Annotated in this window: 12 protein-coding genes and 1 pseudogene; 11 read left to right on the forward strand and 2 right to left on the reverse strand. The window is 69.4% G+C overall.

Annotated elements, in window-relative coordinates; all coding sequences use genetic code 11:
- The 7 genes and pseudogenes from ITJ62_RS15775 to ITJ62_RS15805 form a co-directional block, all read left to right on the forward strand.
- A pseudogene (locus ITJ62_RS15775) lies at positions 1-1,274 on the forward strand (sortase); the annotation flags it as partial.
- Between the two features lie 117 nt (positions 1,275-1,391).
- A complete protein-coding gene (locus ITJ62_RS19090) occupies positions 1,392-2,378 on the forward strand; it encodes a DUF5819 family protein (RefSeq protein WP_194604086.1) in 987 nt (328 codons plus the stop codon).
- A complete protein-coding gene (locus tag ITJ62_RS15785) occupies positions 2,375-3,400 on the forward strand; it encodes an HTTM domain-containing protein (RefSeq protein ID WP_194604089.1) in 1,026 nt (341 codons plus the stop codon). The genes ITJ62_RS19090 and ITJ62_RS15785 overlap by 4 nt, the downstream gene beginning before the upstream one ends.
- A gap of 303 nt (positions 3,401-3,703) precedes the next feature.
- Positions 3,704-4,492 (forward strand): DeoR/GlpR family DNA-binding transcription regulator, encoded by a 789-nt coding sequence (locus tag ITJ62_RS15790; protein ID WP_194604092.1) that lies wholly within the window; start codon positions 3,704-3,706, stop codon positions 4,490-4,492.
- Positions 4,489-5,490, forward strand: a complete 1,002-nt coding sequence (locus ITJ62_RS15795; RefSeq protein WP_194604095.1) for a 1-phosphofructokinase family hexose kinase — start codon at positions 4,489-4,491, stop codon at positions 5,488-5,490. Before ITJ62_RS15790 ends, ITJ62_RS15795 begins: the two co-directional genes overlap by 4 nt.
- A gap of 61 nt (positions 5,491-5,551) precedes the next feature.
- On the forward strand, positions 5,552-7,594 hold the full coding sequence (locus tag ITJ62_RS15800) for a fructose-specific PTS transporter subunit EIIC (RefSeq protein WP_194604098.1): 2,043 nt from the start codon (positions 5,552-5,554) through the stop codon (positions 7,592-7,594).
- 79 nt (positions 7,595-7,673) lie between these two features.
- The gene (locus ITJ62_RS15805; RefSeq protein ID WP_056014456.1) at positions 7,674-7,943 is read left to right on the forward strand and encodes an HPr family phosphocarrier protein; all 270 of its coding nucleotides are present in this window, start codon (positions 7,674-7,676) and stop codon (positions 7,941-7,943) included.
- A 79-nt stretch (positions 7,944-8,022) separates the two neighbouring features.
- Here the strand turns inward: ITJ62_RS15805 and ITJ62_RS15810 are convergent, their stop codons facing one another.
- Together ITJ62_RS15810 and ITJ62_RS15815 are read right to left on the reverse strand one after the other, a co-directional pair.
- Positions 8,023-11,931: a glycoside hydrolase gene (locus tag ITJ62_RS15810; protein ID WP_194604101.1), complete on the reverse strand. Its 3,909-nt coding sequence runs from the start codon at positions 11,929-11,931 to the stop codon at positions 8,023-8,025.
- A 223-nt stretch (positions 11,932-12,154) separates the two neighbouring features.
- The gene (locus tag ITJ62_RS15815; protein ID WP_079706855.1) at positions 12,155-13,195 is read right to left on the reverse strand and encodes a LacI family DNA-binding transcriptional regulator; all 1,041 of its coding nucleotides are present in this window, start codon (positions 13,193-13,195) and stop codon (positions 12,155-12,157) included.
- 150 nt (positions 13,196-13,345) lie between these two features.
- On the opposite strand from ITJ62_RS15815, the gene ITJ62_RS15820 reads away from it, so the two are divergent.
- The 4 genes from ITJ62_RS15820 to ITJ62_RS15835 all read left to right on the forward strand — a co-directional run bounded on the left by ITJ62_RS15820 (position 13,346) and on the right by ITJ62_RS15835 (position 18,515).
- Positions 13,346-14,269: a carbohydrate ABC transporter permease gene (locus ITJ62_RS15820; protein ID WP_064296050.1), complete on the forward strand. Its 924-nt coding sequence runs from the start codon at positions 13,346-13,348 to the stop codon at positions 14,267-14,269.
- Positions 14,269-15,219, forward strand: coding sequence for a carbohydrate ABC transporter permease (locus ITJ62_RS15825; protein WP_085512471.1), 951 nt, complete (start codon positions 14,269-14,271; stop codon positions 15,217-15,219). Before ITJ62_RS15820 ends, ITJ62_RS15825 begins: the two co-directional genes overlap by 1 nt.
- A 68-nt stretch (positions 15,220-15,287) precedes the next feature.
- Complete coding sequence (locus tag ITJ62_RS15830) at positions 15,288-16,640, forward strand: sugar ABC transporter substrate-binding protein (RefSeq protein WP_121293928.1); 1,353 nt, start codon at positions 15,288-15,290, stop codon at positions 16,638-16,640.
- Between the two features lie 117 nt (positions 16,641-16,757).
- The gene (locus tag ITJ62_RS15835) at positions 16,758-18,515 is read left to right on the forward strand and encodes a glycoside hydrolase family 35 protein (RefSeq protein WP_194604103.1); all 1,758 of its coding nucleotides are present in this window, start codon (positions 16,758-16,760) and stop codon (positions 18,513-18,515) included.
- Positions 18,516-18,521: the final 6 nt, after the last annotated feature.

The raw sequence follows: 18,521 nt of genomic DNA on the forward strand, positions 1-18,521 counted from the left end.
CCGACACGGCGTCGGATGCCGATGTGGACGCGGATGCTGACACGGCGACCGATGCGGACGTGGATGCCGACACGGCGTCGGATGCCGATGTGGACGCGGATGCTGACACGGCGACCGATGCGGACGTGGATGCCGACACGGCGACTGACGCTGACGTGGATGCTGACACGGCGACTGACGCCGACGTGGACGCGGATGCTGACACGGCCACCGATGCGGACGTCGACGCAGATGTGGATGCCGACACGGCGACTGACGCGGATGTGGATGCTGACACGGCGACTGACGCCGACGTGGACGCGGATGCTGACACGGCCACCGATGCGGACGTCGACGCAGATGTGGATGCCGACACGGCGACTGACGCGGATGTGGATGCTGACACGGCGACTGACGCCGATGTGGACGCTGACACCGCTACCGACGCTGACGTGGACGCGGATGCCGACACAGCGACTGACGCTGATGTGGACGCTGACACGGCGACCGATGCTGATGTGGACGCTGACACGGCGACCGATGCTGATGTGGACGCGGATGCCGACACGGCGACGGACGCCGATGTGGACGCGGATGCCGACACGGCGACCGATGCTGATGTGGACGCTGACACGGCCACTGATGCAGACGTGGACGCTGATGCTGACACGGCGACTGACGCTGATGTGGACGCTGACACGGCCACTGATGCAGACGTGGACGCTGATGCTGACACGGCGACCGACGCTGATGTGGATGCCGACGCAGCGACGGATGCCGACACCGCAGCTGATGCCGACACCGCAGCTGATGCCGACACCGCCGCTGACGCCGACTCGGCAGCTGACGCCGATGGCGACACCGACGCCGGTGACGAGCGCCAGGCGACCGTCAAGTACTCGACGATCGTCCGCGACACGGGTGTGATCCAGGAGGTCTACGCCACCGGCTTCGAGCCCGGCGAGACCATCTCGGCCACCGTGTTCTCGACGCCGTTCGCCCTGACGCCCGTCATCGCAGATGCCTCCGGTAACGCCACGTTCACCTTCCCGATCGACTCGTCGCTCGAGCTGGGTGCCCACCGCGTGGAACTCTCCGGATCCGTGACCGGTGCCCTGCCGCTCGACCGTCAGGCAACCGCCTTCACGGTCACCGCGGCGGCCGCCGCCGCACCGGGGTCACGCCCCGGTCTCCCGAGCACCGGCTTCGACGGCCTGTGGCTCGGGGGACTCGGCGCCACGATGCTCCTCCTCGGAGGTGCCTTCGTGGCTACGCGACGGGCGCGTATGGAGTGACCCCGCCGAGTGGGCCGCGCCGTATTCGGGTCGGCGCGGCCCACTCCTTCCCCCGCGGACGGCACCACCGAACGGGTGCCCCCGCGGTTCATCACCACCCAGCACCAAGGAGGAACCGTGACTCCGATCACACGCACACCCGTCGGGAGTCGTCCTGACACCCTTCGACAAGCTCAGGGACCGGACGGCGCCGAGGGACCGGACGGTGCCGAGGGACCGGACGGCGCCGAGGGACCGGACGGCGCCGAGAGACCAGACGGCGCCGAGGTTCCGGACGGCGATCAGGCACCGGCGGCAGCTCGGCAGATCCGGGGAGCGGGATCGCCTCGGGATGGAGCCGCCTCGCCGAAGCGGGCCGCGCGCATCGCGGCCGCGGTCTCGATCGCCCTCGTCGGCGTCTACGTCGCCGGCACCCTCGTCATCGTCTCGCCGACCACACCCGTCCGCGGTGCCGTCGTCGCCGCGGCGGGCCCGTACTTCACGCAGAAGTGGAACGTCTTCGCCCCGAGCATCATGAAGACGAACATCACCTTCTCCGTCCAAGCCCAGTGGCGTGACGCCGACGGGACCCTCGTGAAGTCCGACTGGGTCAACGTCACGAAGCTCGAGCAGCAGGCGGTCCCCGGCCACCCCGAGCCGTCGCGGATCCAGAAGTCCTCGTGGAACGCGATGCTCGCCTACAACACCCGGTACCTCGCGCTCGACGCCCAGCAGCGCGAGATCGTGCGCGACACCTTCATCCAGCGGGCCGATGGTGGCGGGTATCGCGCCCAGTCGGCCGAGTCACTGATCGCCGACCTCGACGCCGTCAGCAAGACTCCGGGCTCAGGGCAGGGCGACATCGTCCGGTTCCTCCGGTACGACTACATGCTCAAGGAGTACGCGACCGCGTTCTCCACGGCGTACTTCGACCAGGACGTGGAGCGCGTCCGGTGGCGGATCGACCGCACCCGCCCGAACGACTTCGAGAACCGCTTCTCCGAGGAGCAGCAGTTCGACGACACCGCCGTCACCTTCGGCTGGCGGCACGTCGACGACGTCATCGACCCGGAGACCCTCGCCGTCTACCGGGACGTCATCACCCGCTACGGGGGTGCACGATGAACGCCGTCCGTGCCTGGTTCGACCGGTTCGCCAGCTGGGTCACGGGTGCCAAGCACGCCGGCTACAGCCTCTCCGCCCTGCGGATCCTCTACGGTGTCGCGATCGTCAGCTTCCTGTTCACCAGCCTCGCCGACCGCCACTACCTCTGGGGCGTCGCGTCGAAGTGGGTCGACCCCGAAGCGAACCGCCGCGCCTGGTTCCCGCTGTTCGAGCTCGTCTTCACGAAGGACAGCGCCTTCGTCTTCGACCTCGCCTACGGGGTGCTCATCGTGCTCGGCCTGCTGTTCCTCATCGGCTGGCAGACCCGGTTCGTCACGCCCGTCCTGCTCGTGTTCTGGGTGGGGCTCGCGACCAACAGCACGGTGCTGACCAACGGCGGCGACACGATCCTCCGCATCACGCTGCTGTTCCTCGTGTTCGCGGACCTGTCGCGTCACTGGTCGGTCGACGCCTGGCTCGCCAAGCGGCGGGGTCGAGCGCTGCGGCCGATCCTGCGCGGTCGGTTCGCGATCCCGTCGTGGCTCGCGAACGCCGCCAACAACACCGCGGTCCTCCTCTGCGCGTACCAGATCATGCTCGTCTACGTGAACTCCGGCATCTACAAGCTCATGGGTCCCGAGTGGCGCGAGGGCACAGCGTTCTACTACTCGCTCGTCCTCGACGTGTTCCGCCCGTTCCCGGTGCTGAGCGACCTCGCCTGGCAGCTCGGACCGTTCGTCTGGGTGGCGACGTTCCTGTCCGTCTGGGTGCAGCTGCTGTTCCCCGTGCTGATCCTGTGGCGGCCGACGCGGATCCTCGCGCTCGGCTTCACGATCCTGATGCACCTCGGCATCGGGCTGTTCCTCGGACTGTGGCCGTTCTCGCTCGCGATGATCGCGCTCGACCTGCTGTTCGTCCGCGACCGCAGCTGGATCGCCGTCGGTCGGTGGGCGGCGCACGCCGGGGGAGTACTGCGCCAACTGCTGCCGGAGCGCGACGCAGCGGAGAGACCTGTCACGACGTCGGCCGGTTCGCCGTCGTGACACCAGCCGTCTCGCGCGTTCGGGTGCGAGACGAACCGGCGGTCGGCGCCACGGTTGCGCCGACCGCCACCCTTCTGCCGGTCCCTTCCCTCGCGCCCTGACCCGCTGCCGACCGTCCTACTCGATCGGTCACTGAGCTTGTCGAAGTGCGCCCTTCGACAGGCTCAGGGACCGGGGGTGGTTGCTGCCCTGCGACAAGCTCAGGGTCCGGCGTAGAAGTGGATCTGTGTTTCTCTGTGTTTGTGTGATACTTTCTTCGCACTGCAAGCCTGCAACACCGGAAACGAAGGTCAAGGACGACGCATGTACGCGACGGAGCGGCACGAGCACATCACCAGCCGGGTGAAGACGAGCGGACGGGTCTCCGTCGCCGACGTCTCCCGTGAGCTGGGCGTCACCGCCGAGACGATCCGTCGCGACCTCGACCAGCTCGAAACGTCCGGCGTCCTGCGCCGCGTCCACGGCGGTGCCGTCTCCGCAGCACGTGCGTCCGTCGCCGAGGCCAGCCTCGCCGATCGCCAGGGTCAGCGGAGCGACGCGAAAGCGACGATCGCCCGTGCGGCCCTCCGGCTCATCCCGGCGACGTTCAGCGGCTCGATCGTCATCGACGCCGGGACGACCACGGCGCACCTCGCCGACCTCCTCGTCACCTGGCGCCCGGCCACCGCCGGTCAGACCCTCACCGTCATCACCAACTCCGTCCCGATCGCCGCGACGCTCCACCACTGCGACCACGTCGAACTGCACCTGCTCGGTGGCCGCGTCCGTGGCATCACCAGCGCGGCGGTCGGCAGCACGACCGTCGACGAGCTCGGCCGGTTCCGTCCCGACATCGCCTTCGTCGGCGCCAACGGGGTCAGTGCCGACTTCGGCCTCAGCACGCCGGACGAGCTCGAAGGCGCCGTGAAGTCGGCGATCGTCCGCGGTTCGCGCCGGGCCGTCGTCCTCGCCGACGCCGCCAAGCTCGGTGAGGAAGCGCTCATCCGCTTCGCCGCCCTCGACGAGATCGACACCGTCATCACCGACGAGGTCGTTCCGACGAGCCTCGGGGACGCCCTCGAGGCTGCGGGTGTCGAGGTGGTCGTGGCATGATCATCACCCTGACCGCCAACCCCTCCCTCGACCACACGGTGGAGCTTCCCGGCATCGTCGAGCGCGGCGAGGTCCTCCGCGCCCTCGCCAGCCGGGAGCAGCCGGGCGGCAAGGGCGTCAACGTCTCCCGGGCCATCGCCGCCGCCGAGTTGGCGACCATCGCCGTCCTCCCCGGCGAACCGACCGACCCGATGATCGAGTCGCTCCGCGCGCAGGGCATCGACGTCCTCGCCGTCCCGACCGGGCAGCCCGTGCGTCGCAACATCACGCTCACCGAGCCCGACGGCACCACCACCAAGATCAACGAGCCGGGTCCGCTCCTCACCGAGGACGACGCGGCACGCCTCGTCGATGCGACCGCCCGGGCCGCCGCGAGTGCCGAGTGGCTCGTCATCGCCGGTTCGCTGCCACCCGGACTGCCGGCCGACTTCTACGCACGGATCGTCCGTGCCGCTCGCGCCCTCACCGACGGCGCCCGCCCGCTCGTCGCCGTCGACAGCTCGGGGGAGCCGCTCGCCGCCCTCCTCGCCGCCTTCGCCGCCACCGGGGAACGCGTCGACCTCATCAAGCCGAACGGTGCCGAACTCGCCGAACTCACCGGCACGGCGTCCGGCGACGAGATCGAGGCGGACCCGGCGCTCGCCGCATCCGTCGCCGCCACGCTCATCGGCACCACGGACCGACCCGGCCCGGTCGCCGCCGTCCTCGTCACGCTCGGTTCCCGAGGAGCCGTGCTGGTGGAGGGCGACACCGCATGGTCGGCCCGGGCCCCGAAGATCGTCGCGCGCAGCACCGTCGGCGCGGGGGACTCCTCCCTCGCCGGCTACCTGATCGCCCGAACAGCAGGTCTCGCACCTGCCGCACGCCTCGCGCAGGCCGTCGCCCACGGAGCCGCAGCCGCGGCACTCCCGGGCAGCGACGTGCCGGCGCTCAGCGGGACGGACGCCGCCGCCATCGACGTCGTCGAGCTCCCGCAGCGGATCCCATCCTCCCCCTGATCCACGAAGCACCCGCCCCGACCACCCGAAGCACCAGCATCCGTTTCGAAGGAGAACCCAGATGTCCACCCCACTCATCACCCCAGGGCTCGTCGCCCTCGACGCCGACCTCGGCACCGATCGCGCGGGTGTCATCCGCGCGCTCGCCGAGCTCGTCGTCCGCGCCGGCCGTGCCACCGACACCGAGGCCCTCTTCGCCGACGCCTGGGCGCGGGAGAGCAAGACCGACACCGGCATCCCCGGCGGCATCGCGATCCCGCACTGCCGTTCAGCCGCCGTCACCGAGCCGACGCTCGCGATGGCCCGTGTCTCGCCGCTCGTCGACTTCGGTTCCGACGACGGCCCGGCCGACCTCCTCTTCTTCATCGCGGCCCCGGACGGCGCCGACCAGGCGCACCTCGCCCTCCTGTCGAAGCTCGCCCGCTCGCTCATCAAGCCCGAGTTCGTGACCTCGCTGCGTGAGGCGCCCGACGCCGCCGCGGTGGTCGCCCTCGTCGATGGTGCACTCAGCGACGCGCCCAAGCCCGCGTCGGCTCCTGCAGCCGAGCGCGCCGCGACGGCTCCCGTCGAGGCCGGCGACCAGGCCGCACGGCCCGTGCTCATCGCGGTCACCTCGTGCGCGACGGGCATCGCCCACACCTACATGGCGGCCGACTCGCTCGCCGCCACCGCCAAGCGCCTCGGTGTCGAGCTGCACGTCGAGACGCAGGGCGCCTCCGGTGCGACCCCGCTGCCCGCCGACGTCGTCGCGAAGGCGCAGGCGGTCATCTTCGCCGTCGACGTGGACGTCCGCGACGTCACGCGATTCGCCGGCAAGCCCGTCATCAAGGCTCCCGTGAAGCGCGGCATCGACGCCCCGGAACAGCTCATCAACGACGCGGTCGCCGCGATCTCGAACCCGAACGCCCCGCGGGTCGCTGCAGCTGCCGGCGACGCCTCCGCATCGACGTCGGACAAGAAGGACGCCAACGTCGGTCAGTCGATCAAGCGCTGGCTGCTCACCGGTGTGAGCTACATGATCCCGTTCGTCGCGGGTGGTGGTCTGCTCATCGCCCTCGGCTTCCTCCTCGGTGGATACAACATCACCGAGAACGCCGGCAAGATCATCGTCGAGAACAGCCTCGTGAACCTGCCGGCCGGCGGACTCGGCGCCTACCTCGGTGCGGTCGCGTTCTCCATCGGCAACGCTTCGATGGCGTTCCTCGTCCCGGCCCTCGCCGGCTACATCGCCTACGCCATCGCCGACCGACCGGGCATCGCGCCCGGGTTCGTCGCCGGTGCCGTCGCCCTCCTCATGAGCGCCGGCTTCCTCGGCGGACTCGTCGGTGGTCTGCTCGCCGGTGGTGTCGCCTACGGCCTCGGTCGCCTGAACGTGCCGCGGTGGCTGCGTGGGCTGATGCCCGTCGTGATCATCCCGCTGATCGGCTCGATCGTCGCGTCCGGCCTCATGATCCTCGTCCTCGGCGGCCCGATCGCCGCGCTCATGGGCGGGCTCAACTCCTGGCTCTCCGGCCTCACCGGTGTCTCCGCGATCCTGCTCGGCGTGATCCTCGGCACGATGATGGCCTTCGACCTCGGTGGCCCCGTCAACAAGGTCGCCTACTCGTTCGCCGTCGCCGGTCTCGGTGCGGGAACGCTCGCCAACCAGGCACCGTGGCAGATCATGGCCGCCGTGATGGCCGCCGGTATGGTGCCGCCGCTCGCGATGGCACTCGCCTCGACCGTCCTCAGCCGTCGTTCGTTCACCGCGGTCGAGCGGGAGAACGGCAAGGCCGCCTGGCTGCTCGGTGCCGCGTTCATCAGCGAGGGTGCGATTCCGTTCGCCGCGGCCGACCTGTTCCGCGTCATCCCGGCGTCGATCCTCGGTGGTGCCGCCACCGGTGCGCTCATCATGGCGACCGGCGTCACCTCGCAGGCACCGCACGGTGGCATCTTCGTGTTCTTCGCCATCGGCAACATCGGGATGTTCATCCTGTCGGTCGCCGTCGGAACCGTCATCACCGCGATCGCGGTCATCCTGCTGAAGCGGTTCGCCCGTCGTCGTCCGGTGGAGGGTGTCGACACGGCAGCCCCGGCGGTCGCCACGGCACCCGCGACCGTCTGACCCGTACCCGTCCGATCCACAGCCTGACCTGATCCACTGGTCGGGCCGGCACCAACCGAACCGCAGAAGGAGCATCATCATGGCCGAACGCCAAGCCACCATCGCCAGCCGCGTCGGGCTGCACGCCCGCCCCGCCAAGCTCTTCATCGAGACGGTCAAGCGCCAGCCGGTGCCCGTCACGATCGAGCTGGGCGACTCGGGCCCGCTCGACGCCTCGAGCATCCTCACGATCATGAGCCTCGGCGCCACCAACGGCGACGTCGTCACCCTCCGCGCTGAGGGCGAGGGTGCCGACGAGGCGCTCGCCGAGCTCGCCGGTCTCCTCGAGACGGACCTCGACGCCGAGTAGTCACCCGAACGCACAACGCCCGTTCGCCCACGTTTGGGCGAACGGGCGTTGCGTCGCCCGAAAGTGGGCGAACGGAGGGCTAGCTCGCGGAGCGACGGCGGCGCGCGATCAGCACCGAGGCGAAGCCGACGAGGCCGAGGAGCAACGCGACGAGCCCGATGCTCGACATGTCCACACCCGTGCGCGACAGCGAGTCGGCGCCGGCGGCCGAACCACCCGAGGGGGAGCTCGTGCCGTCACCGCCACCGGCGGTTCCACCGCCGGAGCCCGTGCCAGGACCGGTCCCGGGGTTCGTCCCCGGGTCGGTTCCGGGATCGGTCCCCGGGTCCACCGCGGCGGCGAGCACCGTCACCGGCGTGGACGTCGTCTCCGCCGGCGCGAAGCCATCGGCCGAGACCGTGACTCGCACCGCGAGCGCCGCACCGGCACTGCCGACGGGCGGCGTGAACGTCGCCGTGTCGGCTCCGTCCACTACCTCGTCGTCGAGCAGCCACGCGTAGACGACGGCCGCGTCCTCCGGGTCCACCACGACCGCCGCGGTCGTCGGCACGCCCTCGCGGGCCACGCTCGACAACGTCGCGGTCGCGACCGCCGTCCGGGCGAAGGTGATGGTCGTCGACTGCGTGGTCACACCGTCAGCCGCCGTCACCGTGATGACGACACCGTCGGTCGCATCAGCCGCAGCACGGGCTGCAGCCACCGGTGCCGCTTCGAGCGGCTCGATCGTCACCGTCGCGTCGCGGTCGGCCGGGATGGCGTCGACCACCGGGTCGGCGGACCCGGCAAGCGGCACCTCGTATTCGAGGACGCCTGCGTCGAAGCCCTCGACCGGCGTCCCGTTCACCCGCAGCGCGGCAAGGCTCGCCTCGGTGGCGACCGACGGTGCGAGCGCGTAGATCTCGACCTCCGAGACGACCAGGTGGGTGTTCGCGTACGCCGTCATCACGATGCGCACCGCACTCGTCGTGACGCCACCGAGGTCGACGTCGACAACCGGAGCCGTCCCATCGGTCGGGACCGGCACAACGACCGCCCCACCCGGAGCGTCGATCCACGCGCCGTCGGCGTCGCGGACCTGCACGGTCAGTGCACTCGGCCAGCTGTTGGTGCTCCCGTCCTTGTAGGCGTAGAAGGTGACGTGCTCGATCGTGTGCTCACCGCCGAGCTCGTAGCTCAGGGTGTCGCTCGCCGGCTTGTTCGACGAGCGCCAGTTCGACCAGCCCTTGTCGTTCCGCACACCGTTCTTCGTGTTGCTCGCGGGGTAGCCGGACTCGGTGGACGTCGCACTCGCGACGGTCGTGGCGTCCGGCGCGATGTTCCGCTCGCCGGGCGCCGTGACGATGATCGACAGGAGTGCGTCGATCGGTGCCGCGGCCGGGTCGTTCGAGGCAGCCGCGCCGCGCACCTGCACCACACCGGTGTCGGCGAGGTCGGCGTCGTCGAGGGCGCTGAAGTCCCACGTGACGGGCGTGTCGAAGCGGTTGGTGCTCGCCCCGATCTGCGCCGGGACCGTGGTGGGTGCTGCAGCGATGACGGCGCTCGCCGGAGACCCCGCGGCGACGGTCAGGGAGACCGGCTCGGTGGTGGTGAAGCCGCCGATGTCGACGGTGGCCTGCGCGGCGAACGCCGCACCCCACCCGTCGGTGCCGGAGCCGTTCACAATGATCGTGCCCGGCGTGTTCCAGTCCACGGCCGAGGTGTCCCAGGTGACCTGAACCGGAGCGCCCTGGACCGCGCCGTACAGCGGGACAACGGTCGCGGGCAGCGCCGCCGGAACACCTGCGACGGTCTGCAGCGTGACCGGCTGCACTCCCGTGAGGGCGGTGTCGACGAAGCTCCAGGTCTGGTTCGCGCCGTTGTTCGACTGGTAGACGCCGACGGCGGCGCCCGTGGTGGTGGACTGTCCGCCGACCTCGAGGGCCTGGCTGGTCCCGACGTTCACGAGGCTCCAGTCGGAGCCGTTGGTCGTCGTCGGGATCCATTGCAGCGAGGGGTCGGCCGCAGCCTGTTCCCGCGTCGCAGCGACGAGCGAGGTGCCGGCGGAGGTCGCGGCGAGGAGGGCTCCGGACGAGCTGCGGACGGCGTAGCGGTCGGTGTTCGTGCCGCCGCCGGAGAGGAGCTCGGCGGTCCACACCTGTGCGGCACCGGTCGTGGCGTCGGAAGCGCGCGGGGTGATCGTGCCGGCCGGGACGGTCCCGGTCGTGGCCGCGGCGGTGAACGCCTTCGCGCTCTGCTTGCCGACGAGCTGGTAGGCGTGTCCGTCCTGGAACGGCGCCGCGTCGGCTGCGACACCGGTCGCACCGTCGACGAGGAAGGTGGTGACGGACTTCGCCGGGACCGTGAGCGTCGCCTGCTTGGTCATCGGGTCGATCGACACGGCGTCACCCTGCACGAGTGCGTTGGCGGTGACGTCGTCCGCGGGGGACTCCGTCGTCACGATCGGCGTGACCGTCGCGCCGGGAGCGATGTCCGCGAACTTCGACAGGTCGATGGTGATCGTCCGAGCGGAGGTCGACGGGTTGGCGTGCACGAGGGTCGCACCGGTGCCGTCGGCACGGAGCGCCGTGGTGGTCTGCGCGTCGGTGGACGGGATGAGGTGGTCACCGGGCTGCACGTAGTGGGTGAAGTTGCGGAGCGTGTTGTACTTCGCGTTCGTCTTCACGGAGCAGCTCGGGTCGGCGTCGCCGTCGGCGATGCGTCGCTCGGAGTCGCCCTCGGCGTTGCAGTCGAAGTCGATGAGGACGCTGCCCCAGTTGAGCTTCTCGACCTTCTCCATGTTGTAGAGGTCCTCGACGGGCTGCCAGAGCACCCACGCGGTCGGCTCCAGGTTGCGGAGGTCGTCGATGAGGTGCGTCGCCATACCGATGCCGTTGTCGATGTTCGTGAGGTTGTGCTTGCCGCTGGAGTCCCAGTTGCCCTCGACCTCGCTCATCCACAGCGGCTTGCCGGCGGTCTTCGCGATGTCGCGCGCGACGACGCTGCCGCCCTGGCCGTAGCTGTGGACGTTGAGTTGCGTGACGAGGTCCTTGGCGGTCTGCGACCAGCCGTTCCAGTTCGTCGCGAAGATACCGGGGTTGGTCTCGTCCATGGCCGCGATGACGGCCTCGGTCGAGGTGCCCTCGGCGGCGAGGCGCTCGGCGAGGGCCTTGATGACGGTGTCCTGCATGACCGGGCCGATGTGCGCACCCTCCTGGCGTCCGCCCTTCGGCCAACCGGTGGCCTCGTCGATCTGGGTGCCCCAGTAGTTCGTGTTCGGCTCGTTGAACGGGTCGATGGTGTCGAAGTCGATACCGGTGTCGGCCTCGAGGTGGTCGACGACGGTGGTGAGGTACGCGACGAAGTCGTCGACGCTCTCCGGCTTCAGCTGTTCGTCGGCGGCGTTGAAGTTGCCCGAGGCGTAGCCGCTCTCGGTCATGAAGTAGGGCGGGGAGTTGCTGAACGCCTCCCACTTGGTGATCTTGTCCTTGAGTGCCGTGAGCCACCAGCGCTGGGTCTCGTCGGCGTCGAAGTCGTAGGAGGCCGGGTCGTCGGCGTCCCAGGCGGCGGCGTAGCGGTCGCGGTCGGCGTAGTCGGAGGTGATGGGGCCGTCGGCGTCGCTCGCGGCGAGGTCCGGGTTCCACCAGCCGTCGACTGCGCCGCCGGCCCGCAGGTAGGGCGGGACGTCGCTCGCGTTGCCGCCACCGATGTTGTAGCGGGCGATGTTGAGGTTGAGACCGTCCTCACCGAACACCTTGTCGAAGAGGTCCTGGCGGACGTCCGCGGGGTAGTCGCCGGTCGCGTTGGCGAACCAGACGAGGCTCGTGCCCCAGCCCTCGAACGCCTCGTTCTGGTAGGCCGGGTTGGGGGTGATGGTGAGGGGAGTGCTCTCCGCAGCGGCCGCAGGTGCGGCGTCCACGGTGGCGAGTGCTGGTGCGATCGCGGCGATGCCGAGGGCGACGGCGACGGTCGCTCCGATCGTTCGTCGGCGGACTGGTGACGGCAGTGTCATCGGTGGTTCCTTCGTTGGAGGCCGTGGTGCAGGAGATGTTCACGTGAACATCTGGCGGCGTCGAACCACCGTGTTCACGTCAACATTTCCGACGAGTATGGGCGACCCCTCGCTCGGGTGTCAAGGCTGGCCCGGTCGCTGAGGTCCCCGTTCCGGTCGCTGAGCCTGTCGAGGTGCGGCACATCGTCGCTCGTCGGTGGCGCAAGCGACGACATGCCTCACCTCAGCGCGCGGGCGGGGGAGCCGTGCTCGCGCGGACGACGAGGGACGTCGGCGTGAGGGGCTCAGTGGAGAGCTGTGGGCCCTCCTCGATCTCGCGGAGGAGCGTGGTGATCGCCCGGCGTCCGATCTCGTCGAAGTCCTGGTGCACCGTGGTGAGCGGCGGCCAGAACGAGTCCGACTCCGGGGTGTCGTCGAAGCCGACGACGCTGATCGACTCCGGCACGGCGCGGCCGCGCTCGTGCAGGGCGCGCAGGAGTCCGAGCGCCATCTGGTCGTTCGAGGCGAAGACGGCGGTGATCTCCGGGCGTTCGGCGATCTCGAGGCCGATCTCGTACCCCGAGGTCGTCGACCAGTCGCCACGGAACGCGGGCGGCGGCGTGATGCCGGCCTCCCGCAGGGTGTCGGCCCAGCTCTGCTCGCGACGAGCCGCCGAGTACGACGTGCGGGGGCCGGCGATGTGCCAGACGCCCTGGTGTCCGAGGTCGAGGAGGTGCTGGGTGGCGAGCGCCGCACCCTGTGCCTGGTCGTTGTCGACGACCGGGTAGTCGGTGCGTGCCGCGGAGTCGATGACGACGACCGGCAGACCGGAGGGCAGCTCGACGTCGGCGCCGTCGACGATGTGCGACTCGATGACGATGATGAGCCCGTCGACGTCCTGCTCGCGGAGGCTGTCGAGGGCGACCGCGACGTCGCGCTGCGTCGGGTACTCGACGGGGACGACCGTGACCGAGTAGCCGGCCCGTGCGGCCTGGACTGTGATCGCATCGAGCGTCCGCATGTTGCCGTAGGAGGAAAGCGTGAACATCGTGATCCCGATGCTGCGGGTGCGTCCCGACCGCAGCGCTCGCGCGGCCTTGTTCGGGCGGTAGCCGAGCTCGTTCATCGCCTCGAGCACGCGGTCGCGGGTGCCGTCGTCGACGTTGGTCAGCCCGTTCGCGACGCGGGAGACGGTCTGGGAGGAGACGCCGGCGTGCGCCGCGACGTCCGCCATCGACGGCGCTCGCCTGGCGCGGCCAGGCGCTCTCCGGGTGGTGTCCGTCATGGTCTCCCTATCGTCGCATCCATCCTTGCATGTTGACGTGAACATGCTATGGTACCGATCAGATGTTGACGTAAACATCCACCGCGATCCCTCCCCCGCACGGCTCCACCGCACGACGGTTCCGCCCGAATCCCAGCAAGGAAGCTGCCCATGACCACTACGACCGCTCGCACCGGCCGGCCACCAGCGGTCCGTGTCCACCGACGCGACCGCCGGGATTGGAAGGGCTGGGCGTTCATCGCCCCCTTCATGATCGTCTTCGCGCTGATGATCATCGCGCCGCTCGTCTACGCGCTCTACCTCAGCTTCTTCCAGGAGAAGCTCATCGGCGGCAACGCCTTCGTCGGTTTCGAGAACTACGCCCAGGTCCTCCAGGACCCGAAGTTCTGGGAGCCGTTCGGTCGCGTCGCACTGTTCTTCGTCGTGCAGGTGCCGATCATGCTCGCCCTGTCGCTCACCGCCGCGCTCGCCCTCGACAGCGCCAGGCTCCACGGCGCCGCCTTCTTCCGCATCGCGCTCTTCCTGCCCTACGCCGTCCCGGGCGTCGTCGCGGCGCTCATCTGGGGCTTCATCTACGGCGACCAGTTCGGTCTCGCCGGCAGCTTCAACGACCTCGTCGGTGCCCAGATCCTCGAGCCGTTCAGCTCGCAGGCCGTCCTCGCGTCCATCGGCAACATCGTGACGTGGGAGTTCATGGGCTACAACATGCTCATCTTCTACGCCGCCCTCCGCGTCGTGCCCGGTGAGATCTACGAGGCGGCCGAGATCGACGGGGCCGGGCAGTTCCGCACCGTCTTCAGCATCAAGATCCCCGCCCTCCGCGGAGCGCTCGTCATCGCGACGATCTTCTCCGTCATCGGGTCCTTCCAGCTCTTCAACGAGCCGAACCTGCTGAAGAACCTCGCGCCCAACGTGATCACGAGCAACTTCACCCCGAACATGTACGCCTACAACCTGTCCTTCGCCGGCCAGCAGTTCAACCTCGCGGCGACGGTCGCGATCATCATGGGCGTCATCACCGCCGTCATCGCCTACGTCGTGCAGGTGCGCGGCTCCCGACAGGAGAACAGCTGATGGCCACCGTCTCGAACCCGACCGTCCGCCCGCAGACCGTGTCGACCCGGACCGCACGCAACCCGCGCGCCTTCGACCGCCCCACCCGGAAGCGTCACGACCCGCGTCGCAAGCGCTCGATCGTCCTCACGATCGTCATGGCCGTCTTCCTCATCTACTCGGTCGTCCCGATCCTGTGGCTCGTCATCAACGCGACGAAGTCCCAGCCCGACCTCTTCTCCTCCTTCGGTCTCTGGTTCGGCGACGGCGGGTTCAACCTCTGGCAGAACATCGTCGACACCCTGACCTACCGCGACGGGCAGTTCGTCGGCTGGTTCGGCAACACGCTGCTCTACGTGGTGGTCGGCGCCGGTGGGGCGACGCTCCTCGCGACGATCGGCGGCTACGGCCTCGCGAAGTTCCGGTTCCCCGGCAAGCGCGCCGTGTTCGCGATCATCCTCGGCTCCATCGCGGTGCCGGGCACGGCCCTCGCGGTCCCGACCTTCCTGATGTTCAGCCAGCTCGGCCTCACGAACACGCCGTGGGCGGTCATCCTGCCCTCGCTCGTCAGCCCGTTCGGTCTGTACCTCATCTGGACGTACGCGGTCGACGCGGTCCCGACCGAACTGCTCGAGGCCGCCCGTATGGACGGCGCGGGGGAGTTCCGCACCTTCTTCACGATCTCGCTGCGACTCCTCGGCCCCGGCATCGTCACGGTGCTCCTCTTCGCGATCGTCGCGACCTGGAACAACTACTTCCTGCCGCTCATCATGCTGTCGGAGCCGACCTGGTATCCGCTCACCGTCGGCCTCAGCCAGTGGAGCGCCCAGGCCACCGGTGTCGCCGCACAACCGATCTTCAACCTCGTGATCACCGGATCGCTCCTGACCATCGTCCCGATCGTCATCGCGTTCCTCTTCCTGCAGCGCTTCTGGCAGTCGGGCCTCAGCGCCGGCAGCGTCAAGGGCTGATCCTCGCAGTTCCCAACCCGCACCACCCGCATCACCTCCTCCTCCCAACGCAGTGAAAGGAAACACCCATGAAGCGCATCTCACCGTCTCGCACGGTTCTGCGCCGCGCGGCCACGGCGGCCGTCGCGTCCGCGATGATCGGAGCCTCGCTCGTCGCCTGCTCGTCCGGCGGCGGCAGCACCGCCTCGGGCGACGCCAAGGACATCGAGTCCGCCCTCGAAGCCGGTGGCGAGATCACCTACTGGTCGTGGACGCCCTCCGCCGAGGCGCAGGTCGCCGCGTTCGAGAAGGCCTACCCCAAGGTCAAGGTCAACCTCGTCAACGCCGGCACCAACACCACCGAGTACACGAAGCTGCAGAACGCGATCAAGGCCGGTAAGGGTGCCCCCGACGTCGCGCAGGTCGAGTACTACGCCATCCCGCAGTTCGCGCTCAGCGACTCCCTCGTCGACCTCAACGCATACGGCTTCGGCGACCTGAAGGACGACTACAGCCCCGGCCCGTGGAGCTCCGTCAACATCGGCGACGGCCTCTACGCCCTCCCGCAGGACTCCGGCCCCATGGCCATGTTCTACAACAAGACGGTGTTCGACCAGTACGGCATCGCCGTGCCGACCACCTGGGACGAGTACATCGCGGCAGCCGCACAGCTGCACACGGCCGACCCGTCGAAGTACATCACCAACGACTCCGGTGACTCCGGCTTCGCGACCAGCATGATCTGGCAGGCCGGTGGACGTCCGTTCACCGCCGACGGCACCAAGGTGAGCGTCAACCTCGCCGACGAGGGCTCCAAGAAGTGGGCCGACACCTGGAACCAGCTCGTCGAGGGCGACCTGCTCTCCGACGTCCCCGGGTGGAGCGACGACTGGTACAAGTCGCTCGGCAACGGCAGCATCGCGACGCTCATCACGGGCGCCTGGATGCCCGGTGTGCTCGAGTCGTCCGTCGCCGAGGCCTCCGGCCAGTGGCGCGTCGCCCCGATCCCGACCTACGACGGCAAGCCCGCCAACGCCGAGAACGGTGGCGGTGGTCAGGTCGTGCTGAAGCAGAGCAAGAACCCGGCGCTCGCCGCGGGCTTCCTCAAGTGGCTGAACAACGACGAGGACAGCGTCAAGGTCTTCCTCGACAACGGCGGCTTCCCGGCGACGACCGCCGACCTCAACTCCGACGCGTTCCTCTCCGCGGCGCCCGAGTACTTCGGCGGCCAGAAGATCAACGAGGTCCTCGTGCAGGGCGCGAAGGACGTGTCGACCGGTTGGCAGTACCTGCCGTACCAGGTCTACGCGAACAGCATCTTCGCCGACACCGTCGGACAGTCCTACGCGAACAAGGCCGACCTGAACGACGGTCTCGCCGACTGGCAGAAGCAGCTCGTCGAGTACGGCAACACGCAGGGCTTCACGGTCACCGAGAAGTAGCCGACCGGCACCTGTAGCACCAGCACCATCGACCGCGGCCGGTCGGAGGGTCCCCAGGGATCCGCTCCGGCCGGCCGTGGTCGCTCCATCCGCACCCCTTCATCACGGAGCCCCAGCATGCCCACCTTCTCCATCGGCGACGACGACTTCCTGCTCGACGGTCAGCCGTTCCGGATCCTCTCCGGAGCCCTCCACTACTTCCGGGTGCACCCCGAGCAGTGGGCGGACCGCATCGCGAAGGCGAAGCTCATGGGCCTCAACACCATCGAGACCTACGTCGCGTGGAACCAGCACAGCCCCGAGCGCGGCGTGTTCGACACCACTGGCGTGAACGACCTCGAACGCTTCCTCGGCCTCATCGCCGACGCCGGCATGTACGCGATCGTGCGTCCCGGCCCTTACATCTGCGCCGAGTGGGACAACGGCGGGCTGCCCGGCTGGCTGCTGCACGACCCCGAGCTCGGTCTCCGTCGCAGCGAACCGCGCTACCTGGCCGCCGTCCGCGAGTACTTCGAGGCGCTGCTGCCGATCGTCGCGCCACTGCAGATCGACCGCGGTGGTCCCGTCATCCTCGTGCAGGTCGAGAACGAGTACGGTGCCTACGGCGACGACCACGACTACCTCCGCACGCTGACCGACTGGACCCGCGAGCTCGGCATCACGGTGCCGCTGACGACCGTCGATCAGCCCACGGCCCAGATGCTCGAGGACGGCAGCATCCCCGGACTCCACAAGACCGGCTCCTTCGGCAGCCGCTCGCTCGAACGCCTCGCGACCCTGCGGGAACACCAGCCGACCGGGCCGCTCATGTGCTCGGAGTTCTGGGACGGCTGGTTCGACCACTGGGGCGAGCACCACCACACGACGCCTATCGCGGAGACGGCGGCGGACCTCGACGCCCTCCTCGCGGCCGGCGCGTCCGTGAACATCTACATGTTCCACGGCGGCACGAACTTCGGGTTCACCGGTGGCGCGAACGACAAGGGGCAGTACCGCTCGCACGTCACCTCCTACGACTACGACGCGCCCCTCGACGAGGCGGGCCACCCGACGGAGAAGTTCTTCGCCTTCCGCGACGTGATCGCCAAGTACGCCGAGGTGCCGACGGAGATCCCGCCCGCTGCGACGGACGCCCCGGCGTTCACCGCGTCCTTCGAGCAGGAGGTCCCGTTCGCGGACGTGGCCGATGAGATCGCGCCGCTCCAGGCGTTCGACCGGATCCCCACGATGGACGAACTCGGAGCGTTCAGCGGTCTGGCGCGCTACCGGGCGTCGCTCGGTGGACGCGGCGGGGTGCTCCGGTTCGCCGAGGTGCGCGACCGCGTGGTCGTCTCCGTCGACGGCGTTCCGGTCGGTGCGCTCACCCGCGAGTTCAAGGAGCGGTCCATCGTGATCCCGGCGGGTGAGACGCTCGAACTCCTCCTCGAGAACCAGGGCCGCGTCAACTACGGCAAGCGCCTGGGGGAGCCGAAGGGGATCATCGGGCCCGTGTCGCTCGACGGCGTGGAACTCACGTCGTGGGGCATCGCACCCGTGGCCCTCGACCGCCTCGACGCCGTCGTGGACGCCGCAGCCACGCGCACGTCCGGCGCCACGATCAGCGGTGCCGGGCCGGTCCTCCTCACCGCCACCATCACGCTCGACGCGCCCACCGACCTGTTCCTCGACACCGCGGCCTGGGGCAAGGGGCTCGTCTGGGTGAACGGCTTCCTGCTCGGCCGCTACTGGTCGCGGGGGCCGCAGCACACGCTCTACGTCCCCGGCGGCCAGCTCCGTGCCGGGGAGAACCGCTTCACGGTGTTCGAGTTCCACGCGCTCACGACGCCGACGCTCTCCTTCCTCGCCCGCCCCTCGCTCGGCCCGACCGAGTTCTAGCCGCCC

It is taken from the genome of Plantibacter sp. VKM Ac-2876 (assembly GCF_015350715.1).
Classification (GTDB): Bacteria; Actinomycetota; Actinomycetes; order Actinomycetales; family Microbacteriaceae; genus Plantibacter; species Plantibacter auratus.